This is a genomic window from Streptomyces sp. NPDC050560, from assembly GCF_044457285.1.
Classification (GTDB): Bacteria; Actinomycetota; Actinomycetes; order Streptomycetales; family Streptomycetaceae; genus Streptomyces.
Genome location: NZ_JBITGT010000002.1, coordinates 540,615 through 555,539, shown reverse-complemented (window position 1 = coordinate 555,539; position 14,925 = coordinate 540,615). Strand labels below are relative to the sequence as shown.

14 protein-coding genes and 1 tRNA gene are annotated in these 14,925 nt (G+C 71.6%); 9 read left to right on the top strand and 6 right to left on the bottom strand.

What is annotated here, in order from left to right:
• Nucleotides 1-518 precede the first annotated feature (518 nt).
• The 5 genes from ACIBIW_RS07175 (at nt 519) to ACIBIW_RS07155 (ending at nt 5,468) form a co-directional block, all read left to right on the top strand.
• Nucleotides 519-1,445 (top strand): ABC transporter ATP-binding protein, encoded by a 927-nt coding sequence (locus ACIBIW_RS07175; protein WP_399332810.1) that lies wholly within the window; start codon nt 519-521, stop codon nt 1,443-1,445.
• Nucleotides 1,442-2,176 carry an ABC transporter permease gene (locus tag ACIBIW_RS07170; protein WP_399332808.1) on the top strand — a complete coding sequence of 245 codons (735 nt, stop codon included), beginning with the start codon at nt 1,442-1,444 and terminating at the stop codon, nt 2,174-2,176. Before ACIBIW_RS07175 ends, ACIBIW_RS07170 begins: the two co-directional genes overlap by 4 nt.
• A 276-nt stretch (nt 2,177-2,452) precedes the next feature.
• Nucleotides 2,453-3,214 (top strand): thioesterase II family protein, encoded by a 762-nt coding sequence (locus ACIBIW_RS07165; protein WP_399332957.1) that lies wholly within the window; start codon nt 2,453-2,455, stop codon nt 3,212-3,214.
• A gap of 632 nt (nt 3,215-3,846) precedes the next feature.
• On the top strand, nt 3,847-4,536 hold the full coding sequence (locus ACIBIW_RS07160; RefSeq protein WP_399332806.1) for a LuxR C-terminal-related transcriptional regulator: 690 nt from the start codon (nt 3,847-3,849) through the stop codon (nt 4,534-4,536).
• A 278-nt stretch (nt 4,537-4,814) separates the two neighbouring features.
• Entirely contained in the window at nt 4,815-5,468 is a 654-nt protein-coding gene (locus tag ACIBIW_RS07155; protein ID WP_399332804.1) for a TetR/AcrR family transcriptional regulator, read from the top strand.
• A 153-nt stretch (nt 5,469-5,621) separates the two neighbouring features.
• On the opposite strand, the gene ACIBIW_RS07150 is transcribed toward ACIBIW_RS07155, so the two are convergent.
• From ACIBIW_RS07150 to ACIBIW_RS07140, 3 genes are all read right to left on the bottom strand, one after another.
• Nucleotides 5,622-5,978, bottom strand: coding sequence for a hypothetical protein (locus tag ACIBIW_RS07150; RefSeq protein ID WP_399332802.1), 357 nt, complete (start codon nt 5,976-5,978; stop codon nt 5,622-5,624).
• A gap of 19 nt (nt 5,979-5,997) precedes the next feature.
• Nucleotides 5,998-6,906: an SPFH domain-containing protein gene (locus tag ACIBIW_RS07145; RefSeq protein ID WP_399332800.1), complete on the bottom strand. Its 909-nt coding sequence runs from the start codon at nt 6,904-6,906 to the stop codon at nt 5,998-6,000.
• A 222-nt stretch (nt 6,907-7,128) separates the two neighbouring features.
• Entirely contained in the window at nt 7,129-7,875 is a 747-nt protein-coding gene (locus ACIBIW_RS07140) for a TetR/AcrR family transcriptional regulator (RefSeq protein WP_399332798.1), read from the bottom strand.
• A 95-nt stretch (nt 7,876-7,970) separates the two neighbouring features.
• Here ACIBIW_RS07140 and ACIBIW_RS07135 point away from each other — a divergent pair, with 95 nt between their 5' ends.
• The 4 genes from ACIBIW_RS07135 to ACIBIW_RS07120 all read left to right on the top strand — a co-directional run bounded on the left by ACIBIW_RS07135 (nt 7,971) and on the right by ACIBIW_RS07120 (nt 11,207).
• Nucleotides 7,971-9,404 carry an MFS transporter gene (locus ACIBIW_RS07135; protein WP_399332796.1) on the top strand — a complete coding sequence of 478 codons (1,434 nt, stop codon included), beginning with the start codon at nt 7,971-7,973 and terminating at the stop codon, nt 9,402-9,404.
• Between the two features lie 13 nt (nt 9,405-9,417).
• Nucleotides 9,418-10,092 carry a FadR/GntR family transcriptional regulator gene (locus ACIBIW_RS07130; protein ID WP_399332955.1) on the top strand — a complete coding sequence of 225 codons (675 nt, stop codon included), beginning with the start codon at nt 9,418-9,420 and terminating at the stop codon, nt 10,090-10,092.
• A 473-nt stretch (nt 10,093-10,565) separates the two neighbouring features.
• Nucleotides 10,566-10,724: a hypothetical protein gene (locus ACIBIW_RS07125; protein WP_399332794.1), complete on the top strand. Its 159-nt coding sequence runs from the start codon at nt 10,566-10,568 to the stop codon at nt 10,722-10,724.
• Nucleotides 10,725-10,850: 126 nt separating this feature from the next.
• Nucleotides 10,851-11,207, top strand: coding sequence for a hypothetical protein (locus ACIBIW_RS07120; RefSeq protein ID WP_399332792.1), 357 nt, complete (start codon nt 10,851-10,853; stop codon nt 11,205-11,207).
• A 372-nt stretch (nt 11,208-11,579) separates the two neighbouring features.
• Here ACIBIW_RS07120 and ACIBIW_RS07115 read toward each other — a convergent pair.
• From ACIBIW_RS07115 to ACIBIW_RS07105, 3 genes are all read right to left on the bottom strand, one after another.
• Nucleotides 11,580-11,653 (bottom strand) — tRNA-Thr (locus tag ACIBIW_RS07115).
• A gap of 75 nt (nt 11,654-11,728) precedes the next feature.
• Nucleotides 11,729-13,345: an alpha/beta hydrolase gene (locus ACIBIW_RS07110; protein WP_399332790.1), complete on the bottom strand. Its 1,617-nt coding sequence runs from the start codon at nt 13,343-13,345 to the stop codon at nt 11,729-11,731.
• A 343-nt stretch (nt 13,346-13,688) separates the two neighbouring features.
• Nucleotides 13,689-14,897, bottom strand: a complete 1,209-nt coding sequence (locus ACIBIW_RS07105) for a DNA polymerase III subunit delta' (protein WP_399332788.1) — start codon at nt 14,895-14,897, stop codon at nt 13,689-13,691.
• Nucleotides 14,898-14,925 lie beyond the last annotated feature (28 nt).

Sequence of the window (14,925 nt, the reverse complement as noted above, 5' to 3'; positions counted from 1 at the left end):
CAACTCAAACCCATCTCGACGACGGCGCGGAACGCCGGGTGACGGCGGAAAGCGGGGATGACGCGGCGGCGGTCCGCACCGGCCGGGCGTCAGCCACGGTGTCCGGGGGCGGGCAGGCCGGCATACCGACTGGGGTCACACCGCATTACCTCCAGGGCGGCCGCGGGTCCGGACAGCGGGCACGGACCGGCAGCAGGCTGATGGACGACGATCAGACGGCGCTCAGTCTTCTCGGCCGGGGGTCCTGAATTCCCTAGTCCTGCCGAGACTTCGCCCTGGGTGCGTCGGCAGCGGGCAGTGTGCCCGTGCGGCGGGGTGTTGCGGGCCACGATGTCGTGTGCCTATCATTGTGATATCACTTTGCCAGCCGCGAGGGGCCGCCCCACACCCGGGGAGCGGGCGGGACGACGCGGCGGGCACCGCTGCCGGACCCCGGCCGCGGCCGCACACTCCGGCACCCGGCCGGACGGCCGCCGAGCCCGGAAGCGACCGGGAATCGCCACGAAGGAATGAGGGCCATGAGCGTCATCGAGATCACCAACCTGCGGAAGGAGTACGGCGACAAGGTCGCCGTCGACGACGTGTCGCTGAGCGTCGACCAGGGTGAGATCTTCGGCATCCTCGGCCGCAACGGCGCCGGCAAGACCACCACCGTCGAACTCCTCGCGGGCCTGCGCCACCGGGACGGCGGCAGCGTCAGGGTGCTCGGGCACGACCCGCAGACCGACACCCACGCGGTACGGATGAAGGTGGGCATCCAGCTCCAGGAGAGCGAGCTGGCCGACAAGATCCGGGTGCACGAGGCCCTGACGATGTGGACCTCGTTCTACCCGGACCCGGCCGACCCCGAGGAGCTGCTGCGCCTCCTGGACCTCACGGACAAGCGCAACACCCCGTTCAAGAAGCTCTCCGGCGGCCAGAAGCAGCGCCTGTCGATCGCGCTCGCGCTCATCGGCCGCCCCGAGGTGGCCATCCTGGACGAGCTGACGACGGGACTCGACCCGCAGGCGCGCCGCGACACCTGGTCGCTCATCGAGAGCATCAGGGACACCGGCGTGACCATCGTGCTGGTCACCCACTTCATGGAGGAGGCCGAGCGTCTCTGCGACCGGCTCGCCATCATCGAGCAGGGCCGGATCATCGCCGAGGACACCCCCGCGGGCCTGGTCTCCCAGGTCGACGCGGGCCAGCGCCTCAGGTTCCGCACCGAGAAGCCGCTGGACGACTCGCTGCTCGACCACCTCCCCGAGGTCACCTCGATCGAACACACCAAGTCCCAGGTCATCGTGGCCGGGACCGGCAACCTGCTCCAGGCCGTCAGCGCCGAGCTGGCGCGCCACGACATCACCGCGCTCGATCTGCGCGTGGAACAGACGAACCTCGAAGACGCCTTCGTCGCGCTCACCGGACGCGGGCTGCACGCCGGGGTCGGGGAGGCATCATGAAGGCACTCAGGGCGATGACCCTCGTCGAGATCAAACTCTTCCTGCGCGACCCGTACACCGCGCTCACCTCGATCCTGCTGCCCACCGTGCTGCTGATCGCGTTCGGGCTCATCCCGGGCACCTCCAAGGCCGACGACCAGTACGGCGGGCTGCGGTTCATCGACTACTGGGCGCCCTCGATGATCGTGATCACCGTCTCGGTGCTCGCCCTCCAGGCCCTGCCCACCTACGTGGCGACGTACCGCGAGAAGGGGGTGCTGCGCAGGATGTCCACCACCCCCGTGCACCCCACCAGGCTGCTGGCCGCGCAGCTCATCACCCAGTTCGCCGCCGCCGTGGTGGCGCTCGCGCTGATGCTGGTCGTCGGCTCCGTCGGCTTCGACGTCAAGATGCCGCAGCACCCGGCCGAGTTCGCGCTCGCCTACCTGCTGGGCATCGTCGCCCTGCTGACCCTCGGGCTGCTGGTGTCCTCCATCGCGCCCAGCGGCCGCGCCGCGTACGGCATCGGGCTGCTGCTCTTCTTCCCCACCATGTTCTTCGGCGGTGTGTACGTGCCCCGCTCGATCCTGCCCTCCGGGATCGCCGACATCGGCAACTACTTCCCGCCCAGCGTCCAGGCGCTCCAGGACTCCTGGACGGGCAGCGGCGTCCAGCCCCTCCACCTCGCCGTGATGGCGGTGTTCATCGTGGCCATCGGCGCCCTCGCGGGCAAGGTGTTCCGCTGGAGCTGACCAGACCCCCGGCACTCCCCCGGGCCGGGTAGGTGTCCGGGTGCGCACATCCCCTTCGTACGCACCCGGACACCCTGCGGACCCCGCGCGGGCCCACCCCCAACTCCGCTGCCCGCGCGGGGAATCGGCGGCCGGAACCGGCCGCTATGCTGACGTGACCTCCACTCGGCGCGGCGCACACACCGTGGCCCCGCCCCCGGGCACCGGCCTCACACCGGCCCCCGGCACCGGCACCCGAGTGCCCGCGAAACGCGAGGAAATCCCGTGAACAAGCCCATGGCGGCCACCGGCCGCGACGACGCACCCTGGGTGCGCCGCTTCCACCCCGCGGACACCCCACGCGCCCGGGTGGTCTGCTTCCCGCACGCGGGCGGCTCCGCGAGCTACTTCTTCCCGGTGTCGAAGGCGCTGGCGCCCTCGCTCGACGTGGTCTGCCTCCAGTACCCGGGGCGCCAGGACCGCAGGGCCGAGCCCTGCCTCGACACCCTCGACCAGTTCGCCGACCACGTCACCGAGGCGCTGGCGCCCTGGCGCGACCTGCCGCTGGTCTTCTTCGGACACAGCCTCGGCGCCGTCATCGCCTTCGAGACCGCCCGCAGGCTCCAGGCCGACGGCACGGAACTCGCCGCGCTCTTCGCCTCGGGGCGCCGCGGCCCCGCGACCGTGCGCGACGAGCGGGTGCACCTGCGCCCCGACGACGCGCTCGTCGCCGAACTGCGCAGCCTGAGCGGCACCGACGGCGCGGTCCTCGGCGACGAGGAGATCCTGCGCATGATCCTCCCCGCGGTGCGCAGCGACTACCGCGCCGTGGAGACCTACGAGTTCCGTGCGGGCGAGACCCTGCGCTGCCCCCTCACCGTGCTGGTCGGCGACGCCGACGAGAAGGTCACCCTCGACGAGGCGCGCACCTGGGAGCAGCACACCACCGGCCCGTTCCGGATGCGGGTGTTCCCCGGCGGCCACTTCTACCTCAACCACCACCAGGCCGAGATCCTCGACGCCCTCAGGGAGTCCGCGGCCACCGCCACCGCGTCCTGAACGCCCGACGCCCCCTGGAGCCGCCGTAGAGATCAGGACATCGCCTCTGCCGGACGCGCGTAGCCCCACCGCCCGCGTACGGTCGTACGGCCGAAGAACCCACAGGTCACCGGGGGGCGGCGGCGCCCTGATCAGCCGCCTCCGCGCGGCGGTCCCGGAACCAGGGATACGCAAGAATCGGCCAATACAACCTCTTGGGGAAGTAAAAAATTCACGGGAGGACCACGAGTCACATCCGGCCCATTAGCCACGAACTGCCACGTCATGACCGGTCGGTAGCTCCCGTGACCCACCGTCTCCCCCTCGGCACTCGATGTACACACCATCCGCCGAAGCGCAGGTCGTCGCAGCGCACAGCGGCCGTGGAGACGTACCGGACATTAATTGCTTGACCCGATTCGTACCCGCCGCGCGTACCCGCACCGCCCCCGCACTCCGCCCCCCAACTGAGAAATGTGAATCCGTTTCACAACGCTGCGCCCTATGGCGACGGTGCTACCGTTGACGACGTTTCATTGGGCTTCCTATCGTTGATCTGCGGCTGTTGGGAACGGAAAGCAGTTCATCCGGCCGGCAACAAACCTCAACGGGGGACGCACCGGGGGCAACGGGGAAACAAGGGGGAAACTGCTGTGCCTGAGGTTCTGATCTCGCCAACACCAAGCGAGATCGTCCGCGATACGGAAGAGTTGCGGGCGAGAGGCGATGCCGACGCTTTTCGATCACTGTTCGAGCGGTCCGGCATCTGCATGGCGAGCTTCGACTCCAAGCTGCGGCTACGGGAAGCAAACGAGCAATTCCACCGTGATCTCGGTGGCTGCGACGACGTGGCGGACGGCCGCGAGATCTTCGAATTCATTCGGCACGAGCCGAAATCCAACCTGCGCAGGCAGTTGCTCAAGCTGGCGGGCGAGTGGTGCGAGCGGGTCTCGGCCCGCGTCATCGCGGAGCGCTCGGATGGCCACACCTGCCCAGCTCAGTTGACTGCCGTCGGGGTACGGGAGGACGACGGGGCACTGTCGCTTCTGGTCATGCTCCAGTGGAACGAGCCGCCCGAGGGCCATCCAGGCCGCTCGACGGAACGGTTCTTCCTGACCGAACTCGACGCACGCATCCTCATCGGTATCGCCATGGGGATGTCCACGGTCAATCTCGCCGCCAAGCTCTACCTGAGCAGGCAGGGCGTGGAATACCACGTCGCCACCATGCTCAAGAAGATGAAAGCCAGCAACCGTGCGGCGCTGGTTTCGCGCGCCTACTCACTGGGCGTACTGACGCCCGGCGTCTGGCCGCCCCAACTTCCGGCTGAATTCATCAAGTAAAAACCAGCAGGCTCCGTAAGCTCGTTAGCCGAGATGTAACACGGAATTTATCGCATCTTCATCGGAGCATACGCGCGATTGCGCTCCCGCCGGTTCTGTGAAACTGATTCGCATTCACATCCGGCCCGGGACCGCCGCGTTACTCGATGCTGTTTCGGGAGGTACCCGAAACCACGGGCCGCTCCCCTCCCCGAACCCGGGGCAGGGGAACGGCCGGTGGCGTGTGGCGTTCCCCGCATCCCGGAGACGGAGCCGTCCCCGGAAGGGAGGTGGTCGCCATGAGGCAGACGAAGAAGTTCTCCGCGGTGGCGGACGACGGGCCGTGCGGCGCCGAGTGGCTGCGCCGGCTGCCGGTACAGCAGCGCAGCAGACTGCGCCTCGAACAGATGCTGGAGGCCGCCGCCGCGTTGATCGACGAGATCGGCTACCGGAACATCACCACCACGCTCATCGCCGAGCGCGCGGGTGTCGCGGTGGGCTCGCTCTACCAGTTCTTCCCCGACAAACGGGCCCTGGTACGCGGGCTGACCCTGCGCAACCTCGAAGTCTTCGAGGCCCGAGTCGCCGAGCGCATCGAGAAGGCCACACCCGAGCACTGGTGGGACGCGGTCGACCCGGTCATCGACACCTACGTCGACATGCTGCACGACGCACCGGGGTTCGCGCCGATCCGCTTCGGCGACGTGGTGGACCTGCGGCTGCTCGACCCGGAGCGCGACAACAACCTCGTCATCGCCGACCGCCTCGTCACCACGCTCGCGGAGCGCTTCGGGGAGCCGGCCCTCGATATCCGGCTGCCGATCGCGGTCGCCGTCGACATCGCGGACGCCGTACTGGCGATGGTGCTGCGCCACCGCCTGCTGGACCAGGAGGAGATGACGGCGGAGGCCAAACGGGCCGTCCACGCCTACCTCGACGGCCGGCTCCGCTGACCTGCGCGGTGGCAACGACACGGGTCCGCCCGGTGGCCGCGGTCGTGGCTGCGACACGACACGTACCACCGGACGGACCCGGTCCACACCACCACCGGCCACCCACCGCACACCACACACCTCGGCGCGCTGTGCCGTCGGCCCGGCCCCGCCTCACGGCTGCCGCGGCCCGCCGCGGGAGCCACGGGGCCCCGGCGGCTCCCGCGCCCCGCCGTCCTCGGGCGGCGGCCGCCCGTCGGTCCCGGGGGGCGGCGCGTCCTCGGGCGGCGGCGCGTCCTCGGGAGTCTCGCCCCCGGCACCCCCGGCACCGTCCGCGTCCTGCTTCGGCGGGCGGCCGCGCCGCGGCAGGGCGCCCACGTCACGCGGCAGCCGTCCCGCGTCGGTCAGCGAGCGCCGCAGCAGGAACTCGATCTGCGCGTTGGTGCTGCGCAGTTCGTCACCCGCCCAACGCGCCAGCGCGTCGTGCACTTTGGGGTCGAGCCGCAGCAGGATCTTCTTGCGTTCAGCCATCGGTCCTCCCCGGGTGCGGCTACTGGTACAGCGAACCCGAGTTGACGACCGGCTGGGCGTCGCGATCGCCGCAGAGCACCACCAGCAGGTTGCTCACCATGGTCGCCTTGCGCTCCTCGTCCAGGTCGACGACCTGGTCGCGCTCCAGTTGCTTGAGCGCGTCGTCCACCATGCCCACGGCGGCCTCCACGATCCGCTTGCGCGCCGACACGATCGCCCCGGCCTGCTGCCTGCGCAGCATCGCCTGCGCGATCTCGGGCGCGTACGCGAGCCGGGTCAGCCGGGACTCGATGACCCGCACCCCCGCGGTCTCCACCCGCGCGGAGATCTCCGCCGAGAGCCGCGCCGTGATGTCCTCGGCGTTCTGCCGCAGCGACAACTCCTCGTCGCCGTGCCCGTCGTACGGGTAGCTGGTGGCGATGTGCCGCACGGCGGTCTCGGTCTGGATGCCGACGAACTCCACGAAGTCGTCCACCGCGTAGGCGGCGCGCGCGGTGTCCTCGACCTGCCAGACGACCACGGCGGCGATCTCGATGGGGCTGCCGTCCGCGTCGTTGACCTTCAGCGAGGCCGTCTCGTGGTTGCGCACCCTGGTCGACACCCTGCGGCGGCGGGCGAACGGGTTCACCCAGCACAGGCCCGACTCACGGATGGTGCCGAGGTAACGGCCGAAGAGCTGCACCACGCGCGCCTCCCCCGGCGCCACCGGGGTGAGGCCGAGCAGCACCGCGAGCCCCACGAGCAGCAGCGCCACCCCGACGCCGACCGCCCAGACGCCCACGACGGCCGTGAGGGCGAGCAGCACGATGCCCAGCACACACCCGATGACGCCCGCCGCGAGCGCCGCGGCCCCCGACCCCCGCCGCGCCTTCGACTCGGCGATCGTCGGGGTCGGCATCTCCCTCCGAATGTCCTCCGGTGTCGGCATGGTCACCACGACTCCTCCCTGTCCTCACGACAGCATCAGATCTCCTACTAGCAAAACGATATCACTTTTTCTGGGGAGACCGAGAAGGGGCGGGAGGGGCGCCGGGGGACGCGGCGGGGCTCGCGCCGGGCAGGGGGCAGGCTTTCACCGGGGCGCCGGGCGCGCGGCGGGGCTCGCGGTGGCCGCCGTACACCGGACGCCGGGCGCCACGGCAGACCCCGCCTACGCGGGGGGCCGCGCGCCGGGGAGGCCGTCCACCATCAGGCCGACGGCGAACTCGAAGCGGTCGTCGACGGTCCCGGAGGTCAACTCGGCGGCGTACCGCCTGGTCTGCGGATAGTCGGCGGGCAACGCGGCGAACCTGCGCAGCAGTTCGTCCCTGCCGACGACCCAGCCGCCGTCCTCGCGCCCGCTGCGCCTGTTCGCCAGGGAGACCTCAAGGCTGTACGCGTTGACGTAGAGCGAGAGCGAGTCGACGGCCCACGCGGCGGTCTGCGGGTCCACACCCCCGGCGAGCAGGATGGCGAGCATGCCCTCGGCCACACGCAGGGTGTCCAGATTGGACGGGGCCGCGGCGAAGGCGGCCCGGGAGATGCCCGGGTAGCGCAGGTACTGGTCGCGCAGCGCGGTGCAGACGCCGATGATCTGCCGCCGCCAGTCGGCGGGGTCCGGCTCGGGCAGCTCGATCGAGGAGCAGAGCCGGCCGATCAGCAGCTCGTCCAGGTCCTCCTTGTTGACCACGTGCGCGTAGAGCGACGAGGGCCCCGTCTCCAGCGCGGTCGCCACGCGCCGCATCGTCAGCGCCTCGTACCCCTCGCGCTCCACGATGCCGAAGGCGGTGGCGACGATGGAGTCGACCGTGATGGGCGCCTTCCGCCCGCCGGACGGCCCGCGCCGCGCCACCGGCGCGCTCTCCCCCGTGCCGAGCCGGTGCCGGGCCGCGCGCCGTTCCTGCGGAGTAGGTGACATACGGGCAGTCTAGCGAACCGACGAACAGTGTTCTGCATCACTAAGAACGCCATTCGTATTGCTACGAACACTGTTCCTATGTCAGAACGGTGTTCGTGTCCACTGCCCAGCGCCCCCCGCAGGCGCCTCCCGCCCCCACCCCCACGCTCCCGCCGCGCACCGCGTACCTCGTCCTGGCCGTCGTCTTCCTCGCCGACGTCATGGACCTGCTCGACTCCAGCATCGCCAACCTCGCCGGTCCCTCCATCCGCGCCGACCTCGGCGGCGGCGAGGTCACCGTGCAGTGGGTGCTGAGCGCCTACACGGCCGCCTTCGCACTCGGCCTTGTCACCTCGGGCCGCCTCGGCGACCTGCTCGGCCGCAGGCGCCTCTTCCTCCTCGGCATGACCGGCTTCACCCTGGCCTCACTGGCCTGCGGCCTCGCCCCCGGCGTGGTCTTCCTGATCGCCGCCCGCACCGTGCAGGGCCTGTGCGGATCGGTCATGATCCCGCAGGGGCTCGCCCTGGTGAAGGTCGTGTTCCCGCCCCAGCACCTGCGCAGGGCCCTGGTCCCGGTCGGCCCGCTGATGGGCGTGGCCACCGTCGCGGGCCCCCTGCTGGCCGGCTGGCTGCTCCATCTGAACCTCCTCGGCAGCGAGTGGCGCTCGATCTTCCTGGTCAACGTCCCCTTCGGGGTCCTCGCCGCCGCGCTCGCGCTGCGCGTGCTGCCGCGCCGCGGCGGCGAGGACCCCACCGCCCGCCTCGACCTCACCGGCGTCGGCCTGCTCACCGCCGCCTCCGCCCTGCTGATCGTCCCGCTCATCCAGGGCCGCGAACTCGGCTGGCCCGTCTGGACGTTCGCCATGATGGCCGCGTCACTCGCCCTGTTCGCCCTGTTCGCCGCCTCGGAACGGCGCAGCGGCCACCCGCTCATCGCCCCCACGCTGCTGCGCAGGCGCAGCTTCGTGGTCGGCCTGGCGATCGTGGCCGGTTTCTACTCCGCACTCGGCGCGTTCGTCCTCGTCCTCAACCTGCTGCTGCAACAGGGCCTGCACTGGTCCCCCCTGCACACCGGCCTCGCCCTGATCCCCTGGGCGCTCGGCACCACCGTCGCCGTCCTGCTCGCCGGCGCTGTGCTCGCGAAGCGGCTGGGCCGCGCCACCCTGCACCTGGGCCTGTCCCTCACCGTCGCCGGCCTGCTCTGCCTGTACGGGTCCCTGGCCCACTGGGGCACCGCGGTCACCATCCACAACCTGGCCCCCGCGCTCCTGCTGACCGGCTTCGGCTCGGGCCTGGTCTTCGTCCCCCTGGTCGACTACATCCTCGGCGACGCCACCCCGGAGGAAGTCGGCACGGGCGCGGGCCTCCTCAACGCGGTCCAGCAGTTCGCCACCGCCACCGGAGTAGCCGCCCTCGGCACCCTCTACTTCACCCGGGCCCCCCACTCCCCCCTGAAGGCAGCCCAACTCCTCTTCACGATCCTCGCGGGTCTGAACCTACTGACCCTCCTCCTGGTGGGACTGCTGCCGCGGCGGCGGCAACCGGACTGACGACCCCACGCATCTGCCGCGCACACCGTGGCGGCCGGCCAGCCTGTCCGCCGAGCTCGTAAACAGTCTCCGCTCGCACATCGAAGCAGGCTGGCCGGTGGGGACGCGCATCCCGCCCGAGCCCGTCCTCATCAAGGAACTCGGGGTGGGGCGCAGCACCTTGCGGGAGGCGATCGGCGCGCTGGTGCCCCTGGGCCTGCTTGAGCCCCGCGCCGGGGACGGCTCCTATGTCCGCTCCGCCAGCGAGCTTCAGTCGGTCATGGTGCGGCGGGCGAGTTCCGCGCAGCGGGACAAGGTGCCGGAGCTGCGGACCGTCCTGGAGGAGTACGCCTCGGGAGCCGCGACGCTGCGCCGCGGCGACGGGCGGTTGCGGGAGCTGCTGTCCGAAGCCGACGCGTCCTACGCCGCCGAGGACGTCGCCGCGGCCGCGAGCGTCGACGCGCTGTTCCACCGGGCCGTGGTCCTGGCGAGCGGGAACGACCTGCTGATGGAGGTGTACGACCACCTCGGCACGGCGCTCACCTCGTCCCTGGGCGGCCTGCCCTGGGACGCCACCCGCGCCGAGGAGCACGCAGGACTGCACCGGCGGCTCGTCGACGCGATCGCGGCCCGGGACGCGGCGGCCGCGCTCGTCCGGCTCACCGGCGAGCACGAGGCCGGTACGGCGCGCGGAACGGAGGACGAGTGAGCCAGCGGTCGCCCTCGGCGCCCCGTCGCCACCCCGCCTCGGGACGGCCGTCCCCCGACCGGGCGGCCCCCGCCGGGCCCTCCGTGCCGGTCGGGCTCGTCATCGCGATCTGTCTGGTGGCGGCGAACCTGCGCACCCCCTCACCGGCGTCGGCACCCTGCTGCCGGAGATCGAGCGCGGCAGCGGCCTGACATCGAGCTGGGGCGGGCTGCTGAGCACCCTCCCGCTACTGACGTTCGCCGCGACGTCGCCCCTGGTCGCCCGCGCCTCCCACCGGCTGGGCAGCGCCCGCCTGCTGGTGACGGCGCTCGGCGCGCTCGACGTGGGGACGGTGATCCTCTCCGCGGCCATCGCATTCGGCAACGCACTGCTGCCCGCGCTGATCAGGCGGAGGAGCGTGCCCGCCCACCGCATCCAGGGCGTCAGCGCCCTCTATGTGACCGTCATGGGCCTCATGGCCGCGGTCTCCTCCGGTGTCTCCGCACCACCGGCCCACCGTGCCCGGCGGCTGGCACACCGCGCTGGCCTGGGGCGTCGTCTTCACCGTCGCGTCGCTCCTCGCCTGGCTGCCCCGGATGCGGGGCGACAAGCCGCAGTCGGCCACCGGCGGAACCCACCACCCGGTGCCCTGACGGTCCCGGGTCGCCTGGCAGTTCACCTTCTTCATGGGCCCGCAATCGCTGGGCTTCTACACCGCCGTCGCATGGCTGCCCAGCATCCTGATCAGCAGGGGCACGAGCAGCACCGCGGCCGGGTAGATGCTGTTCTCCTACCAGGTGGTGTCCCTGGCGGCCAGCAGCCTCCTGCCGCTGCTCACCCCGGGCAGGCATGACCAGCGCTGGACCGCGGCCGGCGCCGCGGCCCTCGCGGCGGGCGGCTTCACCGTCCTGGCCGCCGCCCCCGCACTGCCCGTCGTGGCATGCACCCCGCTCGGACTCGGCGGCGGCGCGTGCCTCGTCCTCACCCTCTCCTTCCAGAGCCGGCGCGCAGGCAACTCGGGCGAGGCCGCCGCGCTCGCGGGCATGGCCCAGTCCATCGGCTACCTCGTGGCGGCGGCATCCTGCACGACACCACCCAGAGCTGGACATTCCCCCTCACCGTCCTGGCCCTCCTGAGCATCGCGATGGCAGCAACCGGCCACGACGCGGGCCGGGACCGCCGCATAGGCGGGCCGTCCCACTGACTCAAATCCAGCGCAAGACCAAGGCTGAGGAGGCCGCGCGCAAGGCCGCGAAGAAGGAGAAGGCCAGGGCTGCGGCCAAGAAGGCTGGCGAGGGCAAGGGCGGCACGCCGAAGAAGGGTGGGGCGAAAGCCCAGCCAAGACAGCCGGAAGGCCACGCGCCGCAAGCCCAAGAAGTAGGTCCCGAGCGGCTCCGCTCATGCATCGCTCACGCAGACAACGTCACGGCAACCCGGCCGTATGACCCGTCATGCCCCGAGCAACGGAAAACCCCACATCACGGACTACGTGACCTGGGGTTACGCTGAGCCGCCTTCGGGATTCGAACCCGAGACCTACGCATTACGAGTGCGTTGCTCTGGCCATCTGAGCTAAGGCGGCGTGCCGTCCGTGCACCATGGTGCTGGCAGCGGCGGCGCCAAGTCTACACAGTTTCGGGGGGTGCTCCGTACCCGGTCAGGTGCAGCGCTTGCCCTGGGTGGGGGGCCTGCCCGTCAGCAGGTAGGTGTTGATCGCCGAGTCGATACAGGTGCTGCCGCGGCCGTATGCCGTGTGGCCGTCGCCCTCGTAGGTGAGGAGGCGGGCCGAGGAGAGCTGTCCCGCCAGGGAGCGTGCCCACTTGTACGGGGTCGCGGGGTCGCGGGTGGTGCCGACGACGACGATGGGGGCCGCGCCCCTGGCCTCGATGCGGTGGGGGGTGCCGGTGGCGGGGGTGGGCCAGTAGGTGCAGTTCAGGGAGGCCCAGGCCAGGCCGTCGCCGAAGACGGGGGACGCCTTGCGGAACTCGGGGAGGTCCTTCTCGACGCCTGCGGGGTCGTGGAAGGCGGGGGGCAGGTCGAGGCAGTTGACGGCGGCGTTGGCGGCCATGAGGTTGGCGTAGCGGCCGTCGGCGTCGCGCTCGTAGTAGCTGTCGGAGAGGGCGAGCAGGGCGAAGCCGTCCTTGTCCTTGATGGCGGCGGTGAGCGCGGTGCGCAGTTGGGCCCAGGTCGACTCGTCGTACATGGCCGCGATCACGCCGGTCGTGGCCAGGGCTTCGCCGAGCGGGCGGCCGTGGGTGCCGGTGGGGAGGGGGGCGCGGTCCAGGCGGCGGAAGAACGCCTTCAGGTTGTCGGCCGCCTCGTCGGGTGTCGTGGTCCCGGTCGCCGCCCTCGTGCCCTCCTTCTCGGTTCCGGCCCTCTTGCCGGTCCCCTTCTCGTCGGCGAGTGGGCAGTCCTCGCGGCGTACGCAGTCCTTCGCGAAGGACTTGAACGCCGTCTCGAAGCCCGCGGTCTGGTCGACGTTCATCCGGCGGGCCGAGAGCGCGGGGTCCATCGCGCCGTCAAGCACCAGCCTGCCCACCCGCTCCGGGTAAAGGCCCGCGTAGGTGGCGCCGAGGAAGGTGCCGTAGGAGGCGCCGACGTAGTTCAGCTTCTTGTCGCCGAGCACTGCGCGGAACATGTCCATGTCCTTGGCGGCCTCGACGGTGGACACGTGCGGCAGGATCGCGCCCGAGCGCTTGCGGCAGCCGGCCGCGAAGTCGCGGTAGGCACTGACCAGGCGGTTTCGTTCCGCCTGGGTGTCGGGGGTGGTGTCGGTCGCCGCGTACGCGTCCATCGCGCGCCCCGGCAGGCACTCCACGGGGTGGCTGCGGCCGACGCCCCTGGGGTCCATGGCCACCATGTCGTACCGCGCGCGCACCTTCTTCGGGTAGCCGATGCCGGCGAACGCCTGGAGGTACTGGATCGCGGAGCCGCCCGGGCCTCCCGGGTTGACGAGCATCGAACCGACGCGGCCGCTCCTGTCCGTGGCGCGCTTGCGGGAGACGGCCAGGTCAACCGTGGCCTTCCCCGGCTCGTCGTAGTCGAGCGGCGCCTTCATCGTGGCGCACTGGAAGCCGTCGGGGCCGCAGGAGTGCCAGGTCAGCCGCTGGGTGTAGTACGGCAACAGGGCCTGCGGGATCGCCTCGGGCAGTGCCGCCATCGGTGCCACCCGCTCCGTGGAGCTTCCGGGCGAGCACGCGGTGGCCAGCAGTCCGGCGGTCGCGAGCAGGGTGACTGCGGTACGGAGGCCCCTGGGGCGGTGACTGGTGCACACCCGGCGACTCTAACTCTCCGCACCCACAAGGACACGGTGAGTGCGCTCCGGACGCTCCTTCGGGTGGTTTACGAGCCGATCGTTCGGATTGTCGTCCGCGGTGCTCCGGTCGGTGGGCCGCGCAAGTACTGCCCGCCTTCGGCGGAGCCCGGGATCTCGTGACGCGCCGTTCCGGCGGGTCCCCGGGGTCACCTCTGCCATGCCTCTCCAGCAGGTCCCGGGGCCCCGTGTCACCCGGTACCAGCGAGCCCGGAGCCAGTTGCCACGCACACGCACGCCCCGCCACCCGCGCGGAGCGCCGGGCCGCCTCGCCGACCCGCGCGCGAAAGCGCCAGGCCGCCCGCTATCCCGCGCGGAGCGCCAGCGCCATCGCCTCCACCGCCAGCAGCGGCGCGACGTTCCTGTCCAGGGCGTCACGGCAGGCCGCGATCGCCTCTATGCGGCGCAGTGTGGCCTCGGGGCCTGTGGTGTGGGCCAGGTGTGCGGCGAGGTCGCGCTCGCGTTCCCCCTCCATGGCGAGTGCCAGGCGGGTGCCGAACTGGAGGGCCAGTACGTCGCGGTAGAACGCCGTCAGATCGGTGAGGGCCAGGTCGAGGCTGTCGCGCTGGGTGCGGGTCCTGCGGCGCTTCTGGCGGTCCTCAAGCTCCTTCATGGCGCCCGCGGTGCCGCGCGGCATCCTGCCGCCCTGGGCTCCGCCGAGCGCGGTGCGCAGTTCCTCGGTCTCCTTGACGTCGATCTCCTCCGCCATCTGCTTGGCGTCCTCCGCCGCGGCGTCGATCAGCTCCTGGGCGGCGCGCAGGCAGCCGCCGACGTCGCCGACGCGGCCCGGGAGGCCGAGGACCGTGGCCCTGCGGGCGCGGGCGCGCTCGTCGGTGGCCAGGCGCCTCGCGCGGCCGATGTGCCCCTGGGTGGCGCGGGCGACGGACGCCGCGGTCTCCGGTTCGATGCCGTCGCGCCTGACCAGCATGTCGGCGACGGCGGCCACGGGCGGGGTGCGCAGGCTCAGGTGCCGGCAGCGGGAGCGGATCGTGGGCAGCACGTCCTCAAGGGAGGGCGCGCACAGCAGCCAGACGGTGCGGGGGGCCGGTTCCTCGACGGCCTTCAGCAGGACGTTTCCCGCGCCCTCGGTGAGCCGGTCCGCGTCTTCGAGGACGATGACCTGCCAGCGCCCGCCCGCGGGCGAGAGCTGGGCGCGGCGCACCAGCTCCCGGGTCTCCTTGACGCCGATGGAGAGCAGGTCCGTACGGACGATCTCGACGTCCGCGTGGGTGCCCGCCAGGGTGGTGTGGCAGCCGTCGCAGAAGCCGCAGCCGGGGGCGCCGCCGAGCGCGCGGTCGGGGCTGACGCACTGGAGCGCGGCGGCGAACGCGCGCGCCACGCTCGCCCGCCCCGAGCCTGGCGGTCCCGTGAAGAGCCAGGCGTGGGTCATCGAGGACGCCTCGGGGGGCGGGGCGTCCGCGGTGGCCGACAGTTGGGCGTCGGCGTCCTTGGCGGCGGCCGCGAGCTGCTCGCTCACCCGCTCCTGGCCCACCAGGTCGTCCCATACGGTCATCCGTCACCTCCCGCGTCGTCGCCCGTCG